The sequence below is a fragment of the Roseovarius aquimarinus genome, from assembly GCF_043661195.1.
In the GTDB taxonomy this organism is placed as follows: domain Bacteria; phylum Pseudomonadota; class Alphaproteobacteria; order Rhodobacterales; family Rhodobacteraceae; genus Roseovarius; species Roseovarius aquimarinus.
The window spans coordinates 453,114-468,923 of the sequence record NZ_JBIHMM010000003.1; the positions used below are offsets into that span (position 1 = coordinate 453,114).

Genomic DNA, 15,810 nt, shown 5'->3' on the forward strand with positions numbered 1-15,810 from the left:
CCCGCCTTGCGATCCGCATCACGCCCTCCCTGCACCGGCCGCTGCCGCATCGCTTTACTTTGGCGCGATTCGCGTCAACAAACCTCTAATGAGCGAGCATCTGAAGGGGCTTCTCATCACCGCGCTCGGCGTGCTGATGATCGTCCCCGACTCCCTTTTCGTGCGCATGATCGAGGCCAGCCCGGCCACGATCACCTTTTGGCGCGCCGCCGTCTCGGGCAGCCTGATCCTGCTGGGGTGTCTTCTCTTCCAAGGGGTCGGCGGCTTTCGGGCGGTGCTGCGCACGGGCCGCGCGGGCCTTCTCTATACGCTTCTGATGGCGACGACGGCGCCGGGTTTCGTGATGGCGATCTCGCTCACCAGCGTGGCGAATGTCGTCTTCATCTTCGCGTCGATCCCGATCTTCGCGGCGATCTTCAGCCGCGTCTTCCTCGGCGAGCCGTTCAGCCGGCGCACGATGCTCACCATGGCCGCCGTGCTGCCCGGCCTTGCGATCATCGCCTATGGCAGCCACGAGAGCGAGATCGCAAGCTGGCAGGGCGACGTGATCGCGCTGGCGGTCTCGGCCAGTTTCGCAGGCGCGCTGACGACCATCCGCAAGGTGCGCGCGACGTCCATGATCCCGGCGATCCCGGTCTCCTACCTTCTGTCGGCCACGGTCATGCTGATCTGGGCCGCGCCCGGCGAGGTGATGGCGTCGCAATGGCCGCTCGTGCTCGCGCATGGCGGGTTCATCGCCATGTCCACCTGCCTTCTGACGCTCGGTCCGCGCTATCTGTCCTCGGCGGAGGTGTCGCTGCTCATCCTGCTCGAGTCGGTGCTGGCGCCGCTGCTCGTCTGGGCGGTGATCGGCGAGGACCCGGGGGCTTGGGCGATAGTCGGCGGCGCACTGGTGATCGGGGCGCTGCTCGTGTCGAACCTGATCGCGCTCCGGCGCCGGCGGGTCAGAACTTTGCCGTCACGCCCGGAAGCTTCAGTGCCGAGATGAGATCGCGCAGCTCCTGACGCGCGGCGATGTTCGAGATGTTGAGCTGCTTCACGCCCACATCCTTCAGATCGAGCAGTGTAAGGCCGCGCGGGAACAGCTCGCGGAAGATCACGCGCTCGTTGAAGCCGGGCGCGGTGCGAAAGCCGATCCGCTTGGCCAGATTCTCGAGCGCGGCGCCCATCTTCTCCTTGTTGACCATGGCCTGAGCGCCGACGCGGTTGCGCACCACGATCCAGTCGATCGGCTTCAGCCCCGCCTGAGCGCGCAGCTGGCGCGCGTTCCAGACCATCTCGGAATAGACCGAAGGACGCAGGATCTTGGAGCCGTCGGCATCGACATGGGCCAGCAGGTCGAAATCGACGAAACTGTCGTTGAGCGGCGTGATGAGCGTGTCGGCAAGGCTGTGCGCCACCTGGCTGAGGCGCGTATGCGAGCCGGGGCAGTCGATCACGATGAAATCGCTGTCCGGCTCGAGCGAGGCCACCGCTTCGGAAAGGCGCCGGTCATACATGTTCTCGCCGGGATTGAGGGCGCTCTGATCGACCTCGGGCAGGTCGTGATAGAACGGGCTGGGAAGGCTCAGCCCTTCCTTGGCGAGATACGCCTTGCGGTTCTCGGCATAGCGCCCGAAGGTCTTTTGCCGCAGGTCCAGATCGAGCGCGCTGACGGTGAAGCCGAGCCGCGCCAAGGCGGTGGCGACGTGCATCGACACCGTGGATTTCCCCGCGCCGCCCTTTTCGTTGCCGACGACGATGATATGCGCCATGTCCCAAGATCCCTTGCCCACGCCCTCGGAGCGGGGCGTTTGGCGCATAGTATATCGCGCCGGAACGAGAGGAAAGGGCGCCCGGCCGGAACTTGGCGCCCGTGGCAGGGTTGTCATCGCACCGATCAGGACTGGAAAGGAGCGTCTGGCCATGTGGGCGTGGATCGCAGAGAACAGCGCCGCGCTGAGCGTTCTGGTGAGCTGCCTGACCGCGCTGATCTGGATCGGGTATTTCCAGCTTCTCTTCATCTCCTTCCGCCGCCAGCGGCGCACCCGCATTCTGATCAATCGCGGCGCCGGCAAGGGGACCGATGCGCGCTGCTTGATCTCCAACATGGGGGCGGAGCCGCTCTATGTTATGAGCATTCTCGCCACGATTCACGACGGGCAGGAGCAGGTCACGTCCGAGGTCGCCGATCTGCACCGATCCGAGAAGGAGCAGCTCGGCGCCGAGGACCGCGAGACGCATCAGGGGCCGCTCATGTCGGGCGACTTCATGGATATCGGGCGGTTCTCCACCCTCATCGAGCGCTGCGCGCGGGGTGCGGGCGGCATCGGTGACAGCAGGAATGTGCAGAGCCTTCATCTGCTGGTGATCGCGGCCTATGGCGCCGATGATCTCTCGGTCGGGGCGGAGCGGCATTTCACGGTCTGCGAGAAAGATGGCGAGACGCTCGTCGATCCGGACAGTATTTCGACCACGCAACTGCGCTCGCGCAGCGAACGGCGTCGGCTCGAGCGGACGCTCGACACCTACCGCTGAAACGCGAAAGGCCCCGCCGATGAAGCGGGGCCCTGCATGCGGAGTGTTTTGCCGGGGTCAGCCCTTCATGCTGTCCCAGAACGACTTGACCGATTTGAAGAAGCTCTTGCTCTCCGGGTTATTGTCTTCGGAAAGGGCCTCGAATTCGCGCAGAAGCTCCTTCTGGCGCGCCGTCAGGTTCACGGGCGTCTCGACCGCGAGCTCGATGAACATGTCGCCCGAGCCGCCGCCGCGTAGGGCAGGCATGCCCTTGCCGCGAAGGCGCATCTGGCGGCCTGACTGGCTGCCCTCGGGGATTTTCACCTTACTGCGCCCGCCATCGATCGTCGGCACCTCGATATCTCCGCCGATCGCGGCGGTGATCATCGACACGGGGACGTTGCAGTAAAGGTTCGTCTCCTCGCGCTCGAAGAGCTTGTGCTTGGCGACCTCGATGAAGATGTAGAGATCGCCCGGAGGACCGCCCCGCATGCCGGCCTCGCCTTCGCCCGAAAGACGGATGCGCGTGCCGGTCTCGACGCCCGCGGGAATGTTGACGCTCAGCGCGCGGTCCTTCTCGACCCGGCCTTGTCCGCCGCAGACCTTGCAGGGGTTCTGGATGATCTGGCCCAGCCCTCCGCAGGTCGGGCAGGTCCGCTCGACGGTGAAAAAGCCCTGCTGCGCGCGCACCTTGCCCATGCCCGAACATGTGGGGCAGGTCGTCGGCTCGGCGCCGCCCTCGGCGCCCGATCCGTCGCAGGATTTGCACTGCACCGAAGTGGGCACGTTGATCGTCTTCTGCAGGCCCTTGTAGGCCTCTTCGAGCGTGACGCGCATGTTGTAGCGCAGATCCGAGCCACGCGCGGCGCGCTGCCGCCCGCCGCCGCCACGGGCACCCATGAAGTCGCCGAAGAGATCGTCGAAGACGTCCGAAAAGGCGCTGGCGAAATCGCCTTGGCCGGGGCCGCCGGGCCGCCCGCCGCGCGCGCCGCCGCCACCCATGCCGCCCTCGAAGGCCGCATGGCCGAACCGGTCATAGGCCGCCTTCTTCTCGGCGTCCTTGAGAACGTCATAGGCCTCGCCCACTTCCTTGAACTGAGCCTCGGCGTTGGGATTGTCCTTGTTGCTGTCGGGGTGCAGGCTGCGCGCCTTCTGGCGATACGCCTTCTTGATCTCGTCAGCCGAAGCCCCGCGCGCGACGCCCAGAACCTCGTAATAATCGCGTTTGGCCATTGGGGACCTCCAAAACCTGAAACGAAACGGGCCGGCCCAAATGACCGGCCCGAAGGTTTCTCAGGAGCGCATCACGCGCGCTTGTTGTCGTCGAGGTCCTCGAAGTCGGCATCGACGATGTCGTCATCGTCCTGGCCGCCCGACTGGTCGGTGGCCGAGGGGCCGCCGTCATCCTCTTCCTGGCTCGCCTTGTAGATGGCCTCGCCGAGCTTCATCGCGGCTTCCGAGACGTTCTGGATGCCCGACTTGATCTTGGCCGCGTCATCCTTCTCGAGATCGTCCTTGAGTGCCGAGATCGCAAGCTCGATGGCTTCGATCGTCGTCGGATCGACCTTGTCCGAATGCTCTTCCATCGACTTCTCGGTCGAGTCGATCAGGCTCTCCGCCTGGTTGCGCGCCTCGACCAGCTCGCGGCGGGACTTGTCGGCCTCGGCATTCTCCTCGGCGTCCTTGACCATCCGCTCGATGTCTTCCTCCGAAAGGCCGCCCGACGCCTGGATGGTGATCTTGTGCTCCTTGTTCGTGCCCTTGTCCTTGGCCGAAACGGAGACGATCCCGTTGGTGTCGATGTCGAAGGTCACCTCGATCTGGGGCATGCCGCGCGGTGCGGGCGGAATGTTCTCGAGGTTGAACTGGCCGAGCATCTTGTTGTCGGCCGCCATCTCGCGCTCGCCCTGGAACACCCGGATCGTCACGGCGCTCTGGTTGTCCTCGGCGGTCGAGAAGACCTGGCTTTTGTTCGTCGGAATGGTCGTGTTGCGGTCGATCAGGCGGGTGAAGACACCGCCCAGCGTCTCGATGCCGAGCGACAGGGGCGTGACGTCCAGCAGGACCACGTCCTTGATATCGCCCTGAAGAACGGCGGCCTGAATGGCGGCGCCCATCGCGACGACCTCATCGGGGTTCACGCCCTTGTTCGGCTCCTTGCCGAAGAGCTTGGTCACTTCCTCGATCACCTTGGGCATGCGGGTCATGCCGCCCACGAGAACGACCTCGTCGATATCGCTGGCCGTGAGGCCCGCATCCTTGAGCGCGGCCTGGCAGGGCTTGAGCGACGCCTTGATGAGATCGCCCACGAGGCTCTCGAGCTTGGCGCGGGTCAGCTTCATGACCATGTGCAGCGGCTGGCCGCTCGAGGACATCGAGATGAACGGCTGGTTGATCTCGGTCTGGCTCGAGCTCGACAGCTCGATCTTGGCTTTCTCGGCTGCCTCTTTCAGGCGCTGGAGCGCCATCTTGTCCTGCGTCAGGTCGACCTGGTGCTCTTTCTTGAACTCGTCCGCCAGGTAGTTGACGATCCGCATGTCGAAGTCTTCGCCGCCGAGGAACGTGTCGCCATTGGTGGCCTTCACCTCGAAGAAGCCCTCGGCCATCTCGAGGATGGTCACGTCGAACGTGCCGCCGCCGAGGTCATAGACCGCGATCGTCTGCTCGTCCTTCTTGTCGAGACCATAAGCCAGCGCGGCCGCCGTCGGCTCGTTCACGATGCGCAGCACTTCGAGACCCGCGATCTTGCCCGCGTCCTTGGTGGCCTGGCGCTGCTGGTCGTTGAAATAGGCGGGAACCGTGATGACGGCTTGGGTCACCTCTTCGCCCAGATAGCTCTCGGCGGTTTCCTTCATCTTACCGAGGATGAAGGCGGAAATCTGGCTGGGCGAGTACTTCTCGCCGCGCGCTTCGACCCATGCGTCGCCGTTGCCGCCGTCGACGACCTTGAAGGGCATGTTCTTCTTGTCCTTGGCCAGATCGGCATCATCCGCGCGGCGGCCGATCAGGCGCTTGACGCCGAAGATGGTGTTCTCGGGGTTGGTCACCGCCTGGCGCTTGGCCGGCTGGCCGACAAGGCGCTCGTTCTCGGTGAAGGCGACGATCGAGGGGGTCGTGCGCGCCCCTTCGGAGTTTTCGATCACGCGTGCATTCTTGCCGTCCATGATGGCGATGCAGCTGTTCGTGGTGCCGAGGTCGATACCAATGACTTTGGACATGATTTCATCCCTTTCTCTTCAGGCGATATGGACGGAGGCAGACCCGTTTCGGCATCCGCTCCCGGTTGATGTCGGCAGGGACGGTGTTTGCTGCCCCTTGCTTCCGGGCGTATATAGGGAGGGCGGGAACGCCCTGCAAGCGTTCGGGCGGATCGCGATTTGCAGAATCTTTTCAGGGGGCCGCGGGGCCGAGCCGCGGCGAGCGGACACCATGGCGGAGCATGCGAGCGAATTGGACCTGCGCGGCTTTCGCATCCTGCCGGGATATCTGGACGCCGAGGCGCAAGCGGCGCTTGTCGAGGCGCTGTGCGGCGTCGTGGCGGCGGCGCCGCTCTTTTCCCCGATGACGCCGATGGGCCGCAAGATGAGCGTCCGCATGACCTCGGCGGGGCGCTACGGCTGGGTGTCGGACCGCTCGGGCTATCGCTATGCCGCCGCGCATCCGGAAGGCGGGCCGTGGCCCGCCATCCCCGCTTGCGTGCTGCGCATCTGGCGCGATCTGGTCAGCGCCGAGCGCGATCCCGATTGCTGCCTCGTCAACTATTACGGCGAGGGCGCGCGCATGGGGCTGCACCAAGACCGCGATGAGGCCGATTTCGACTGGCCGGTCCTCTCGATCTCGCTCGGTGACGAAGGGCTCTTGCGCATCGGCAATCCCGTGAAGGGCGGCAGCACTGTCTCGCACTGGCTGCGCTCGGGAGATGTCGTGGTGATGGGGGGCGCGGCGCGGCTGACCTATCACGGGGTCGATCGCATCCGCTTCGGCTCGTCCACGCTTTTGAAGGGCGGCGGGCGGATCAACCTGACCTGCCGGGTGGTGGACTGAAAGCGCCGCCGGCCTTTCGTGACCGGCGGCGGAATTCGAGTATTTTCGCCAAGATGAAGCCTCCGGCGTCAGGCCTTCTTCGGCTCGACATTGACCTGATGCGGGAAGGGGATCGAGATGCCCTTGGCGTCGAAATCCTCCTTGATCTGCTTGGTCAGCTCGAACTTGAGGTCCCAATAATCACTCGTTGAGGTCCAGAGCCGCGCCGTGATATCGACCGAGCTGTCGCCCAGATTGGTCACGCGCGCCCAAGGCTCGGGGTCCTGCATCACGCGCTCGTCGGCGCGGGCGTTCTCGAGAATGATCTGCATCGCCTGATCCGCATTGTCGGAATAATCGATGCCGAAGGTCAGATCGAGGCGGCGGGTGTCATGCGCGGAATAATTCGTGATGACCGATCCCCAGGCCTGCCCGTTGGGCACGATGATCTGCACGTTCTGGGGTGTCGTAAGCTCGGTGAAGAAGAGGGCGATCTCCGTCACCGTGCCGCTGGTCCCGTCGATATCGACATATTGGCCGAGCCGGTAGGGGCGGAAGATGACGAGCATGATGCCCGCCGCCAGATCCGCGAGCGTGCCCTGAAGCGCGAGGCCGATGGCCAGCGTCGCCGCGCCGAGCACCGCGACGACGCTCGTCGCCTCGATACCGAAGAGGTTGAGCACCGCGAGAAGGACCATGATGCGGATGGCCCATGTCGCCACCGTCGCGGCGAAATTGCCGAGCGTCTGGTCGATGCGCTGATGCCGGCGCACCTGCCGCCGCACGAAGCTGCCGACGAAGCCCGCGATGAGCCAGCCGACGATGAGAACGACGAGCGCCTTGCCGACGTTGATGACCAGCGGCGCATAGCCGCCCAATTGATCTAGAAAACCTTCCATCGCGTGAACTTACCCTTTTGAAATCGTGATTTTTTAGCCGTGCGAGGCCCTATAACCTGCCGGGTCCAAAGACGAAAGGCCCCGGAGGTTCCGGGGCCCTTGCCATGCCGAATGCGGCGCTCAGCGCGTTTTCAGGGCGTCGCGGATCTCGATCAGGATGTCCTTCTCCGACGGGCCGGTCGGCACTTCGGGCGCGACCTCGTCGGGTTTCTCGGCCATCGACTTCACCTTGTTCACGTATTTCACCAGCATGAAGACCACGAAGGCGATGATGAGGAAATTGATGACCGCCATGATGAAGGCGCCGAAGGCGAAGACCGAGGCGCCCGTCTCGCGCGCCGCCTCGAGCGAGGCGCCGGCGGGCACATCGCCGGCCAGCACGGCATAGTTGTTGGTGAAATCCACACCGCCGGTGAAGAGCCCGATGATCGGGTTGATGAGATCGGCCACGAGCGATGTGACGATCGCGGTGAAGGCCGCGCCGATGATGATACCGACAGCCATGTCCATGACATTGCCCTTGGCGATGAAATCCTTGAATTCGTTAAGCATATTTTTTGGTGTCCCCCATAGTCGCATGCGATCTGCGCACATGCGCAGGGAGCCTAGCACATATCCGCACCGGCAAATCCATGTTTTCTGCGCGCCGCCGCGCTAGCTTGTGGCTCCCAGACAGGAGACATCATCGCATGGCACTTTCGCACCCCATCACCGCCCGCTTTCCCGCCAGCCGACCCGATATCTTGCAACTCTATTCCTTCCCCACGCCGAACGGCGTCAAGGTGTCGATCATGCTCGAGGAGACGGGGCTCGACTACGAGCCGCATCTCGTCACGCTCGCCGACAAGGACGTCAAGAGCGAGGCCTTCACCGCGCTCAACCCCAACGGCAAGATCCCCGCGATCATCGATCCGAACGGCCCCGAGGGCGCTGTCGAGCTCTTCGAGAGCGGCGCGATCCTGATCTACCTCGCCGAGAAAACCGGACAGTTCCTGCCCGAGGCGGGCGCCGCGCGGGCCGAGGTGCTGGCGTGGCTGATGTTCCAGATGGGCGGGCTGGGGCCGATGCTGGGCCAGCTCGGTTTCTTCTACAAATTCGCGGGCGCCGAGATCGAGGACCCGCGCCCGCGCGATCGCTACATCAACGAGGCGAAGCGCCTCCTGGGCGTGATCGAGGGGCGGCTCGAGGGGCGCGACTGGATCGCAGGGGACTATTCGATTGCGGACATGGCGATCGCGCCGTGGCTGAACGCGCTGGACTTCTACGGCGCGAAGGAAGCGGTCGGCTGGGCTGGGCATCCCAATTGCATCGCCTATCTCGAGCGCTTCATGGCGCGCTCGGCGGTGCAGCGGGGCATGAAGATCCCCAAGCGCGACGGGTGAGCGGCAAGGCCCGTCGGCGCGCCGGGCCGCGCCTCACTTGGGCAGCGTGCCTTCGAGGACGTAGCGCAGGATCTGCACCACCTGCTCGGGCGTGCGCGCGACGGCGAGGGCGGCCGCGTCCACCTCCTTCAGCGCGTGGTCATGCTCCTCGGGCTGAAGGATGATGAGCGATTTGCCCAAGGCCGCGGCATAGCCCGCATCGAAGGCCGCGTTCCATTGCTTGTATTTCTCGCCGAAGCGCACGACCACGACATCGGCTTCCTCGATCCCCATCCGGGTGCGGATCGCGTTCAGCTTGGCGCCCTTGTGGTCGTGCCAGAACTTGTCGTCCTCGGCCCCGAGGATCGCCACGCCGCAATCGTCGCTGGCGCCGTGATCGGTGACGGGCGCGCTGAAATGAATGTCGATTGTCTTGGCGCCCTCCTCGATCCGGTCGCGCCAGTCGGTGTGAATCTCGCCGCTCAGATAGACGTTCAGCATGTCCTCTCCTTCCTTCGGTTCAGCCGCGCAGGGTGCCCCCCGTGGCCTTGGCGACCTTCTCGACGATCTTGGCCGAGACGGTCTCGATATCGGCATCCTTCAGCGTCGCCTCGGTGGGCTGGAGCCTCACGGTGATCGCCAGGGACTTGCGCCCCTCGCCGAGGCTGCCGCCGATGAATTCGTCGAAGACGCGGACGTCTTCGATCAGCGCCTTGTCGGCGCCCGCCGCCGCGTTGACGAGCGTCAGAGCCTCGACATCGGCATCCACGACGAAGGCGAAATCGCGCTCGACCGCTTGCAGCCCGTGCATCTGCGCCGCGCCCCGGTTGGCCGTGGCGTTGCGCGGCAGCGGGATCTCGGCCGGCCAGAGCGTGAAGGCCATCGCGCTCCCCTTGATGCCCATCGCGCGCAGCGTCTTGGGGTGCAGCTCGCCGAAGACGCCGAGCACCTTCTTGGGGCCGAGGCAGATCATGCCGTGGCGCCCCGGGTGCCACCATGCATCCGCGCCGCGCAGGATCTGCACCTTGGCGGGCGCGCCGATGGCGGAAAGGATCGCTTCGGCATCGGCCTTCACGTCATAGAGATCGACAACGCGGCTGCCGCCATGCACGTCCTTCGGGCCGGTGCGGCCCAGCAGGACGCCCGCGACCTGCAAATGCTGCTCGCCCGGCTCGCCGCCGTGGAAGGCGTGGCCGACCTCGAAAAGGCCCATGTCGGAAATCCCGCGCGCCTGGTTGCGGGCTGCGGCCTGCAGGAGGCCGGGCAGAAGGGCGGGGCGCATATGGCTCATCTCGCTGCTGATCGGGTTGGCCAGCATGGTCGCGTCATCGCCGCCGCCGAAAAGCGTCGCGCTCGCATGGTCGATGAAGCTGTAGGTCACGCATTCGTTGTAGCCAAGGCTCGCCGCCGTGCGCCGGGCGATCTGCTCGCGCTTCTGCGCGGGCGAGAGGATCGGCGCGGGCACGCCGGCTTGCATGCGCGGCAGGGGGCGGCCCTTGAGCTTCGTCAGCGAGGCGACGCGCGCCACCTCTTCGACCAGATCGGCCTCGCCCAGGATATCGGGCCGCCAGCTCGGCACCGATGCCAGATCGCCGTCGAGCCGAAAGCCGAGCGCCGTCAGCGTCTGGCGCTGCTCGCTCTCGGGAATGTCCATGCCCACCAGCGATTGCACCCGCGCGGGCACCAGCTTGTAGGCGCGGCGCACATCCGGCACGCGGCCCGCCTTCACGAGGTTCGAGGGCGTGCCACCGCACAGATCCATGATCATCTGCGCGGCGAGATCCACGGCCTCCATGTTGAATGCCGGATCGATGCCGCGCTCGTTGCGGTAGCGCGCGTCCGAGTTGATCTTGAGCGCGCGGCCCGTGTTCGCGATCTGGACGTTGTCCCAGATGGCGGCCTCGAGAAAGACATCCGTCGTCTCGCTCGTGCAGCCCGTCGCGAGGCCGCCCATGATGCCGCCGATGCTCTCGATGCCGCTCTCGTCGGAAATCACGACTTGCCCTTCGGAGAAGGTATATTCCTTCTCGTCGAGGCCGATCAGCGTCTCGCCGCCCTTGGCGCGGTGGACACGCAGATCGCCGGTGACCTTGCCCGCGTCGAAGACATGCAGGGGGCGGTTGCGATCGAAGGTGAAGAAATTCGTGATGTCCACCAGCGCCGAGCGCGGACGCAGTCCGATGGCGCGCAACCGGTCCTGGAGCCATTTCGGGCTCGGCCCGTTCGTGACGCCGCGGATGAGGCGGCCCGCGAAGACCTCGCAGCCGTTCGTCGCGGTGTCCTCGTCGATGGTCACGTTGATGGGGCAGGGGAATTGCCCCTCGACATGCGCGCTCGGCGCGTCCTTCAGCTTGCCGAGGCCGCGCGCGGCCAGATCGCGGGCGATGCCGCGCACGCCCAGCGCGTCGGGGCGGTTGGGCGTGATCGCGATCTCGATCACGGGATCGACCTTGGCCGGATCGTTCTTGGCCAGCCAGTCGATATAGCGCTCGCCCACCTCGCCCGAGGGAAGCTCGATGATGCCGTCATGCTCGTCCGAAAGCTCCATCTCACGCTCCGAGCACATCATGCCGTGGCTCTCGATGCCGCGGATCTTGCCGATGCCGATGGTGGTGTCGATGCCGGGCACATAGACGCCGGGCTTGGCCACGACGACGGTGATCCCCTCGCGCGCGTTGGGCGCGCCGCAGATGATCTGAAGCTCGCCCTCGCCGGTCGCGACCTTGCAGACGCGCAGGCGGTCCGCATCGGGATGCGGCTCGGCATGGGTGACATGGCCCAGCGTGAAATCGGCCAGCCGCGCGGCGGGGTTCGCGATGCTCTCCACCTCGAGGCCCAGATCGGTCAGCGCATAGGCGATCTCATCGACCGTGGCCGATGTGTCGAGATGGTCCTTGAGCCAGGAGATCGTGAATTTCATGTGCCGTCATCCATGAGGTCGTTTTCGCGTTGGCTTCGCATAGCGCAGAAGGCGCGGCGGGGAAAGGCCGCTTACTTCTCGAGCCGCTCCGCAAGGTCTTCGGTATCGCCCATTTCCAGCAGCTTGATCTCGCGCACGAGGCGGATGGTGGGCTTGAGGCAGAAACAGACCGAGCCGATCACGAAAAGCCAGATGGCCTGGGTCTCGTATTCGGCCCAGAAGAAGAGGATCGAGCCGATGAGAAAGGAGATGGCGGCGGCGAAATCGACGAGCGTGTAGGCGAGTTCGAACATTGCGTAGAGACGCCGGCTTTCTGCGGAGTTCTGGCGGTTTTCATGTCTGAATAGACGCATCGGCGGCCTCCTTTTGGTCTGAGGCCAATAAAGGGAGCCAAAGTGGCTGAAATCAAGGTGAAGGGCCCAAGGAAGGCGCGCCCCTTCGTCCGGAATCACGCCGAAGGCGCCGGACGAGCGCCTGCCCGTCCCGGCGGGCTGGCGCTTTTGCAAAGTCGTGCTGTCGTTCGAATGGAGGACGGACTTGGCAGGCATAAAGCGCGCCGCTCAGCCGTTGCAGCGCCAACCCACGGGCAGGCGCGCGTCCGGCTAAAGGCAAAATAGCGAAACGGGAATGGAATAACCATGCAATTTAGGACTTGCAGCGAAGATCATTCTTTATGTTGTCAGCATCTTTAAGGAGCGCCCCAATAGAGTATTGCCCAAGTTGTTAGGGCCGCAGTGAAAATACTCGTGACAGCATGTGGGACACGTTCAACTAAAGTGGATCCCCATTGGTGGAGCAGCAGTTTGTTGTTTTCTTCAAGGTATTCCCAGCCCTCACGCGTCAGACGAACGACTTCACCTTCGAGATCATAAGAAGATTTGTCCAAACCCGATACCCAATTAACTTCATGATACTTCGAGCGCTCCAAGAAGCCAAACCGCCAAGCCAAAATCAAATAAGTTTCAAACGTCTCTGGCGATAATTTGTGGGCCGGCGCGGCCGAAAATCTAAACCGGCGCGAAGATCTATAGTTCGATTGCTCGAACATAAGTTCCATAAGTCGATTTTACTCAAAGCCATGTATGCCTTCTTCACCTACAATCGTAAGCGCTTCTGCCATAGTTGCTTTAGAGTAGTGGAAAGTCACCTACTCAACCCACCCCTGAGCGTAGGCACATCGAGCGCGGCAAACCCATAATGCCGCAGCCACCGTAGATCTGAATCAAAAAACGCCCGCAGATCCGGAATCCCGTATTTCAGCATCGCGATCCGGTCGATCCCCATGCCGAAGGCGAAGCCCTGCCATGCGGCGGGGTCGATATTCCCGGCCTCGAGCACCTTGGGGTGCACCATGCCGCTCCCCAGGATCTCGAGCCAGTCGTCGCCCTCGCCCACTTTCAGGGTGCCGCCCTCCCATGAGCAGCGGATGTCGACCTCGGCCGACGGCTCGGTGAAAGGAAAATGCGAGGCGCGGAAGCGCAGCTCGACATCGTCCACTTCGAAGAAGGCCTTCACGAACTCCTCCAGTACCCATTTCAGGTTCGCCATCGAGATGTCCTTGTCGATGGCCAGCCCCTCGATCTGGTGGAACATCGGCGTGTGCGTCATGTCGTAATCGGCGCGGTAGACGCGGCCCGGGGCGATGACGCGGATGGGCGCGCCCTCGGCCTGCATCGCGCGGATCTGCACCGGCGAGGTGTGGGTGCGCAGAACGTGCGGCGGGCGTTCGTCCCCCTCGCCGCGATGGGTATAGAACGTGTCCATCTCGGCCCGCGCGGGGTGGTGGCCGGGGATGTTCAGCGCGTCGAAATTGTACCAGTCGCTCTCGATCTGCGGGCCTTCGGCCACGGCGAAGCCCATATCGGCGAAAATCGCGGTCACCTCTTCGGTCACCTGGCTGATCGGGTGGATCGTGCCCTGCCGCCGCGTGCGCGCGGGCAGCGTCACGTCGAGCCATTCACCGCGCAGACGCTCGTCGAGGGCGGCATCGCCCAGCGCTTCCTTCTTGGCGGCGAGGGCCGAGGTGATTTCGTCCTTCAGCGCGTTCAGCCTGGGCCCGGCGGTCTGCCGCTCCTCGGCGCTCATCTTGCCGAGCTCGCGCATGGCGAGGCTGATCTCGCCCTTCTTGCCCACGGCCTGCACACGCAGATCCTCGAGCGTGGCCTCGTCGCCCGCCTTGGCAATGAGGCTGATATACTTGTCGCGCAGATCGTCCATCGGGCTGTCCTCGGTCAGTGCTCGCTTGGCGAGTTACCGCGCATCCCCCTTGCGTGCAAGCCTCACCGCAGATTGCGCGCATAGTCCGCGCTGAACGCGGCATAGCCGTACTGCAACACGCCGTGATGCCCTCGCATATGCGCATGAAGATCGGGTAGCCGATGGAAGGGCACGTTCGGCAGGGCGTGATGCTCGGCGTGATAGGGCATGTTCCACGCAAGGAAGCGGATGACGCGGTTGGTATGCGTCGTGCGCGTGTTCCGGAGCATGTCGGCCACCATCGGGCAGCGCCCGTGCTCGGCCAGAAGGTAGAGCCGCAGGAACGGCTGGCCCAGAAGCGCGGGCAGCAGCCAGATCCAGAAGAGCAGCGGCGAGACAAGGAGGCTCGCCAGAACGGCGGCATAGATCGCCAGCATCGCGCGCGCCTCGCGGATGATGCGGGGCCGGGCGCGGGCGGGAATATAGGCGGGGTCCATGCGGCCCCGCGCGCAATTCAGCGTGATGCGCGCCATCGCGATCCAGTAGGGCAGGCCCGAGATGTGACGGATGTAGTCCCGGCGGGTTTCGGGCCGCCCGCCCTCCAGCTCCGGGTCGCGCTCGGGATCGTTCGTATGGCGGTGATGGGCGAGGTGGAAATAGCGGAACCACTCGAACGGGAGCAGCATCAAGACGCCGCAGACGCGCCCGACCCATTCATTGAGCCTCAGCGACGCGAAAGGCGTCTTGTGCGTCGCCTCATGCGCGAGCGTGAAGAGAAAGCAGATCGCGATGCCCTGGAGCAGCAGCGCCGCCTGCCAGAGCGGCCAGCCCTGCGCGATCCAGACCGCCAGCGCCGCGATCAGCCCCGCATGGCCCGCCAGATGCCGCAGCCCGGCCTTATCATCGCGCGCGCTGAGCGCGGCCAGCTTATCGGGGGGCAATTGCGCGATGAAAGCCTTGTGATCCATGCGCCCGCACATAGCGCGCGGCGCCGCCGCGTTCCAGCGTCCGGCGTGGCACGCGACATGAAAAACGCCGCCCCGTTGGGGGCGGCGTTCGCGAAACTCCGACAAGGCGGTTGGCTCAGAAGCCGAGGCCTTCGTATTTCTTCTTGAACTTCGACACGCGGCCGCCCGTGTCCATCAGGCGCGACGAGCCGCCGGTCCATGCGGGGTGCACGGTGGGGTCGATGTCGAGCGACAGCTGATCGCCTTCCTTGCCGTAGGTCGAGCGCATTTTCAGGATCGTGCCGTCGGTCATCTTGACGTCGATCTCGTGGTAATCGGGGTGGATGTCTTTTTTCATCGTACCGGTCCTTACGCTTTCTTGGGCTTGTAGGTGGTGTCTTCCGCGATGCGCGCGGATTTGCCACGGCGCGAGCGCAGGTAATACAGCTTGGCGCGGCGGACGCGGCCACGGCGCACGACCTCGATGCTGTCGATGTTGGTCGAATAGAGCGGGAACATGCGCTCCACGCCTTCGCCGAAGGAAATCTTGCGCACGGTGAACGAGCCGGCGATGCCTTCGCCGTTCTTGCGGCTGATGCAGACGCCCTCGAAGGCCTGAACGCGGGTGCGCGTGCCTTCGGTCACCTTGAAGCCGACGCGCACGGTGTCGCCGGCCTTGAAATCGGGAATGGTCTTGCCGAGTTCGGCAATCTGTTCCGCTTCGATCTGAGCGATAATATCCATCGCTTGTCTCCTGGGTTGCTTGCGGTTTTGGTCCGCAAAGTGTTTCGCGCCCCGAGAGCTGGTGGTCCTTGCCCGGATCCCCCCGGCCCTATTGCCGAAAGTCCGCCCCAGATCGGATCGTCATTATCTTGTGTGGCGCCCGAAGCGCGCGCGGCCCGGATGAAAGGAACATCCGGCAAGACGCAACGCCGAGCAGACCCGACTCGGATGGCTCCGCGCCGGGA

At 64.5% G+C, this 15,810-nt stretch carries 17 protein-coding genes; 4 read left to right on the forward strand and 13 right to left on the reverse strand.

Features of this window, described 5'->3' with window-relative positions:
- The first annotated feature begins 88 nt into the window (after nucleotides 1-88).
- The gene (locus tag ACGRVM_RS12760) at nucleotides 89-988 is read left to right on the forward strand and encodes a DMT family transporter (protein WP_377172242.1); all 900 of its coding nucleotides are present in this window, start codon (nucleotides 89-91) and stop codon (nucleotides 986-988) included.
- Here ACGRVM_RS12760 and ACGRVM_RS12765 read toward each other — a convergent pair.
- Entirely contained in the window at nucleotides 945-1,754 is an 810-nt protein-coding gene (locus ACGRVM_RS12765; RefSeq protein ID WP_377172244.1) for a division plane positioning ATPase MipZ, read from the reverse strand. The genes ACGRVM_RS12760 and ACGRVM_RS12765 overlap by 44 nt on opposite strands.
- A 151-nt stretch (nucleotides 1,755-1,905) precedes the next feature.
- Between ACGRVM_RS12765 and ACGRVM_RS12770 the strand changes: the two genes are divergently transcribed.
- On the forward strand, nucleotides 1,906-2,517 hold the full coding sequence (locus ACGRVM_RS12770) for a hypothetical protein (protein WP_377172246.1): 612 nt from the start codon (nucleotides 1,906-1,908) through the stop codon (nucleotides 2,515-2,517).
- A 57-nt stretch (nucleotides 2,518-2,574) separates the two neighbouring features.
- Here ACGRVM_RS12770 and dnaJ read toward each other — a convergent pair whose 3' ends face one another.
- Both dnaJ and dnaK read right to left on the reverse strand, forming a co-directional pair.
- A complete protein-coding gene (gene dnaJ, locus ACGRVM_RS12775; protein WP_377172249.1) occupies nucleotides 2,575-3,729 on the reverse strand; it encodes a molecular chaperone DnaJ in 1,155 nt (384 codons plus the stop codon).
- A gap of 71 nt (nucleotides 3,730-3,800) precedes the next feature.
- The gene (dnaK, locus tag ACGRVM_RS12780) at nucleotides 3,801-5,714 is read right to left on the reverse strand and encodes a molecular chaperone DnaK (protein ID WP_377172252.1); all 1,914 of its coding nucleotides are present in this window, start codon (nucleotides 5,712-5,714) and stop codon (nucleotides 3,801-3,803) included.
- 211 nt (nucleotides 5,715-5,925) lie between these two features.
- On the opposite strand from dnaK, the gene ACGRVM_RS12785 reads away from it, so the two are divergent.
- Nucleotides 5,926-6,540: an alpha-ketoglutarate-dependent dioxygenase AlkB family protein gene (locus ACGRVM_RS12785; protein ID WP_377172255.1), complete on the forward strand. Its 615-nt coding sequence runs from the start codon at nucleotides 5,926-5,928 to the stop codon at nucleotides 6,538-6,540.
- 68 nt (nucleotides 6,541-6,608) lie between these two features.
- Here the strand turns inward: ACGRVM_RS12785 and ACGRVM_RS12790 are convergent, their stop codons facing one another.
- Together ACGRVM_RS12790 and mscL are read right to left on the reverse strand one after the other, a co-directional pair.
- Complete coding sequence (locus tag ACGRVM_RS12790) at nucleotides 6,609-7,418, reverse strand: mechanosensitive ion channel family protein (protein ID WP_377172257.1); 810 nt, start codon at nucleotides 7,416-7,418, stop codon at nucleotides 6,609-6,611.
- Between the two features lie 120 nt (nucleotides 7,419-7,538).
- Complete coding sequence (gene mscL / locus ACGRVM_RS12795; protein ID WP_377172259.1) at nucleotides 7,539-7,970, reverse strand: large conductance mechanosensitive channel protein MscL; 432 nt, start codon at nucleotides 7,968-7,970, stop codon at nucleotides 7,539-7,541.
- Nucleotides 7,971-8,107: 137 nt separating this feature from the next.
- Here mscL and ACGRVM_RS12800 point away from each other — a divergent pair, with 137 nt between their 5' ends.
- A complete protein-coding gene (locus ACGRVM_RS12800) occupies nucleotides 8,108-8,800 on the forward strand; it encodes a glutathione S-transferase N-terminal domain-containing protein (RefSeq protein ID WP_377172261.1) in 693 nt (230 codons plus the stop codon).
- Nucleotides 8,801-8,833: 33 nt separating this feature from the next.
- Here the strand turns inward: ACGRVM_RS12800 and ACGRVM_RS12805 are convergent, their stop codons facing one another.
- The 8 genes from ACGRVM_RS12805 to rplS form a co-directional block, all read right to left on the reverse strand.
- Entirely contained in the window at nucleotides 8,834-9,280 is a 447-nt protein-coding gene (locus ACGRVM_RS12805) for a YtoQ family protein (protein ID WP_377172263.1), read from the reverse strand.
- A 19-nt stretch (nucleotides 9,281-9,299) separates the two neighbouring features.
- Entirely contained in the window at nucleotides 9,300-11,699 is a 2,400-nt protein-coding gene (gene pheT, locus ACGRVM_RS12810; protein WP_377172265.1) for a phenylalanine--tRNA ligase subunit beta, read from the reverse strand.
- Between the two features lie 71 nt (nucleotides 11,700-11,770).
- Complete coding sequence (locus ACGRVM_RS12815) at nucleotides 11,771-11,992, reverse strand: YrhK family protein (RefSeq protein ID WP_377172268.1); 222 nt, start codon at nucleotides 11,990-11,992, stop codon at nucleotides 11,771-11,773.
- A 395-nt stretch (nucleotides 11,993-12,387) separates the two neighbouring features.
- Nucleotides 12,388-12,756 carry a hypothetical protein gene (locus ACGRVM_RS12820; protein ID WP_377172270.1) on the reverse strand — a complete coding sequence of 123 codons (369 nt, stop codon included), beginning with the start codon at nucleotides 12,754-12,756 and terminating at the stop codon, nucleotides 12,388-12,390.
- A gap of 86 nt (nucleotides 12,757-12,842) precedes the next feature.
- Nucleotides 12,843-13,916, reverse strand: coding sequence for a phenylalanine--tRNA ligase subunit alpha (pheS, locus tag ACGRVM_RS12825; protein WP_377172272.1), 1,074 nt, complete (start codon nucleotides 13,914-13,916; stop codon nucleotides 12,843-12,845).
- Between the two features lie 62 nt (nucleotides 13,917-13,978).
- Entirely contained in the window at nucleotides 13,979-14,863 is an 885-nt protein-coding gene (locus tag ACGRVM_RS12830; RefSeq protein WP_377172274.1) for a fatty acid desaturase, read from the reverse strand.
- A gap of 115 nt (nucleotides 14,864-14,978) precedes the next feature.
- Nucleotides 14,979-15,200 carry a 50S ribosomal protein L31 gene (rpmE, locus tag ACGRVM_RS12835; protein ID WP_377172276.1) on the reverse strand — a complete coding sequence of 74 codons (222 nt, stop codon included), beginning with the start codon at nucleotides 15,198-15,200 and terminating at the stop codon, nucleotides 14,979-14,981.
- A gap of 11 nt (nucleotides 15,201-15,211) precedes the next feature.
- A complete protein-coding gene (gene rplS / locus ACGRVM_RS12840) occupies nucleotides 15,212-15,586 on the reverse strand; it encodes a 50S ribosomal protein L19 (RefSeq protein WP_377172277.1) in 375 nt (124 codons plus the stop codon).
- Between the last annotated feature and the right edge of the window lie 224 nt (nucleotides 15,587-15,810).

Excerpts from the sequence above, each read along its gene's own strand:
- ACGRVM_RS12760 (WP_377172242.1), top strand. The coding sequence starts at position 89 with ATGAGCGAGCATCTGAAGGGGCTTCTCATCACCGCGCTCGGCGTGCTG.
- ACGRVM_RS12765 (WP_377172244.1), bottom strand. The coding sequence starts at position 1,754 with ATGGCGCATATCATCGTCGTCGGCAACGAAAAGGGCGGCGCGGGGAAA.
- ACGRVM_RS12770 (WP_377172246.1), top strand. The coding sequence starts at position 1,906 with ATGTGGGCGTGGATCGCAGAGAACAGCGCCGCGCTGAGCGTTCTGGTG.
- dnaJ (WP_377172249.1), bottom strand. The coding sequence starts at position 3,729 with ATGGCCAAACGCGATTATTACGAGGTTCTGGGCGTCGCGCGCGGGGCT.
- dnaK (WP_377172252.1), bottom strand. The coding sequence starts at position 5,714 with ATGTCCAAAGTCATTGGTATCGACCTCGGCACCACGAACAGCTGCATC.
- ACGRVM_RS12785 (WP_377172255.1), top strand. The coding sequence starts at position 5,926 with ATGGCGGAGCATGCGAGCGAATTGGACCTGCGCGGCTTTCGCATCCTG.
- ACGRVM_RS12790 (WP_377172257.1), bottom strand. The coding sequence starts at position 7,418 with ATGGAAGGTTTTCTAGATCAATTGGGCGGCTATGCGCCGCTGGTCATC.
- mscL (WP_377172259.1), bottom strand. The coding sequence starts at position 7,970 with ATGCTTAACGAATTCAAGGATTTCATCGCCAAGGGCAATGTCATGGAC.
- ACGRVM_RS12800 (WP_377172261.1), top strand. The coding sequence starts at position 8,108 with ATGGCACTTTCGCACCCCATCACCGCCCGCTTTCCCGCCAGCCGACCC.
- ACGRVM_RS12805 (WP_377172263.1), bottom strand. The coding sequence starts at position 9,280 with ATGCTGAACGTCTATCTGAGCGGCGAGATTCACACCGACTGGCGCGAC.
- pheT (WP_377172265.1), bottom strand. The coding sequence starts at position 11,699 with ATGAAATTCACGATCTCCTGGCTCAAGGACCATCTCGACACATCGGCC.
- ACGRVM_RS12815 (WP_377172268.1), bottom strand. The coding sequence starts at position 11,992 with ATGTTCGAACTCGCCTACACGCTCGTCGATTTCGCCGCCGCCATCTCC.
- ACGRVM_RS12820 (WP_377172270.1), bottom strand. The coding sequence starts at position 12,756 with ATGGAACTTATGTTCGAGCAATCGAACTATAGATCTTCGCGCCGGTTT.
- pheS (WP_377172272.1), bottom strand. The coding sequence starts at position 13,916 with ATGGACGATCTGCGCGACAAGTATATCAGCCTCATTGCCAAGGCGGGC.
- ACGRVM_RS12830 (WP_377172274.1), bottom strand. The coding sequence starts at position 14,863 with ATGGATCACAAGGCTTTCATCGCGCAATTGCCCCCCGATAAGCTGGCC.
- rpmE (WP_377172276.1), bottom strand. The coding sequence starts at position 15,200 with ATGAAAAAAGACATCCACCCCGATTACCACGAGATCGACGTCAAGATG.
- rplS (WP_377172277.1), bottom strand. The coding sequence starts at position 15,586 with ATGGATATTATCGCTCAGATCGAAGCGGAACAGATTGCCGAACTCGGC.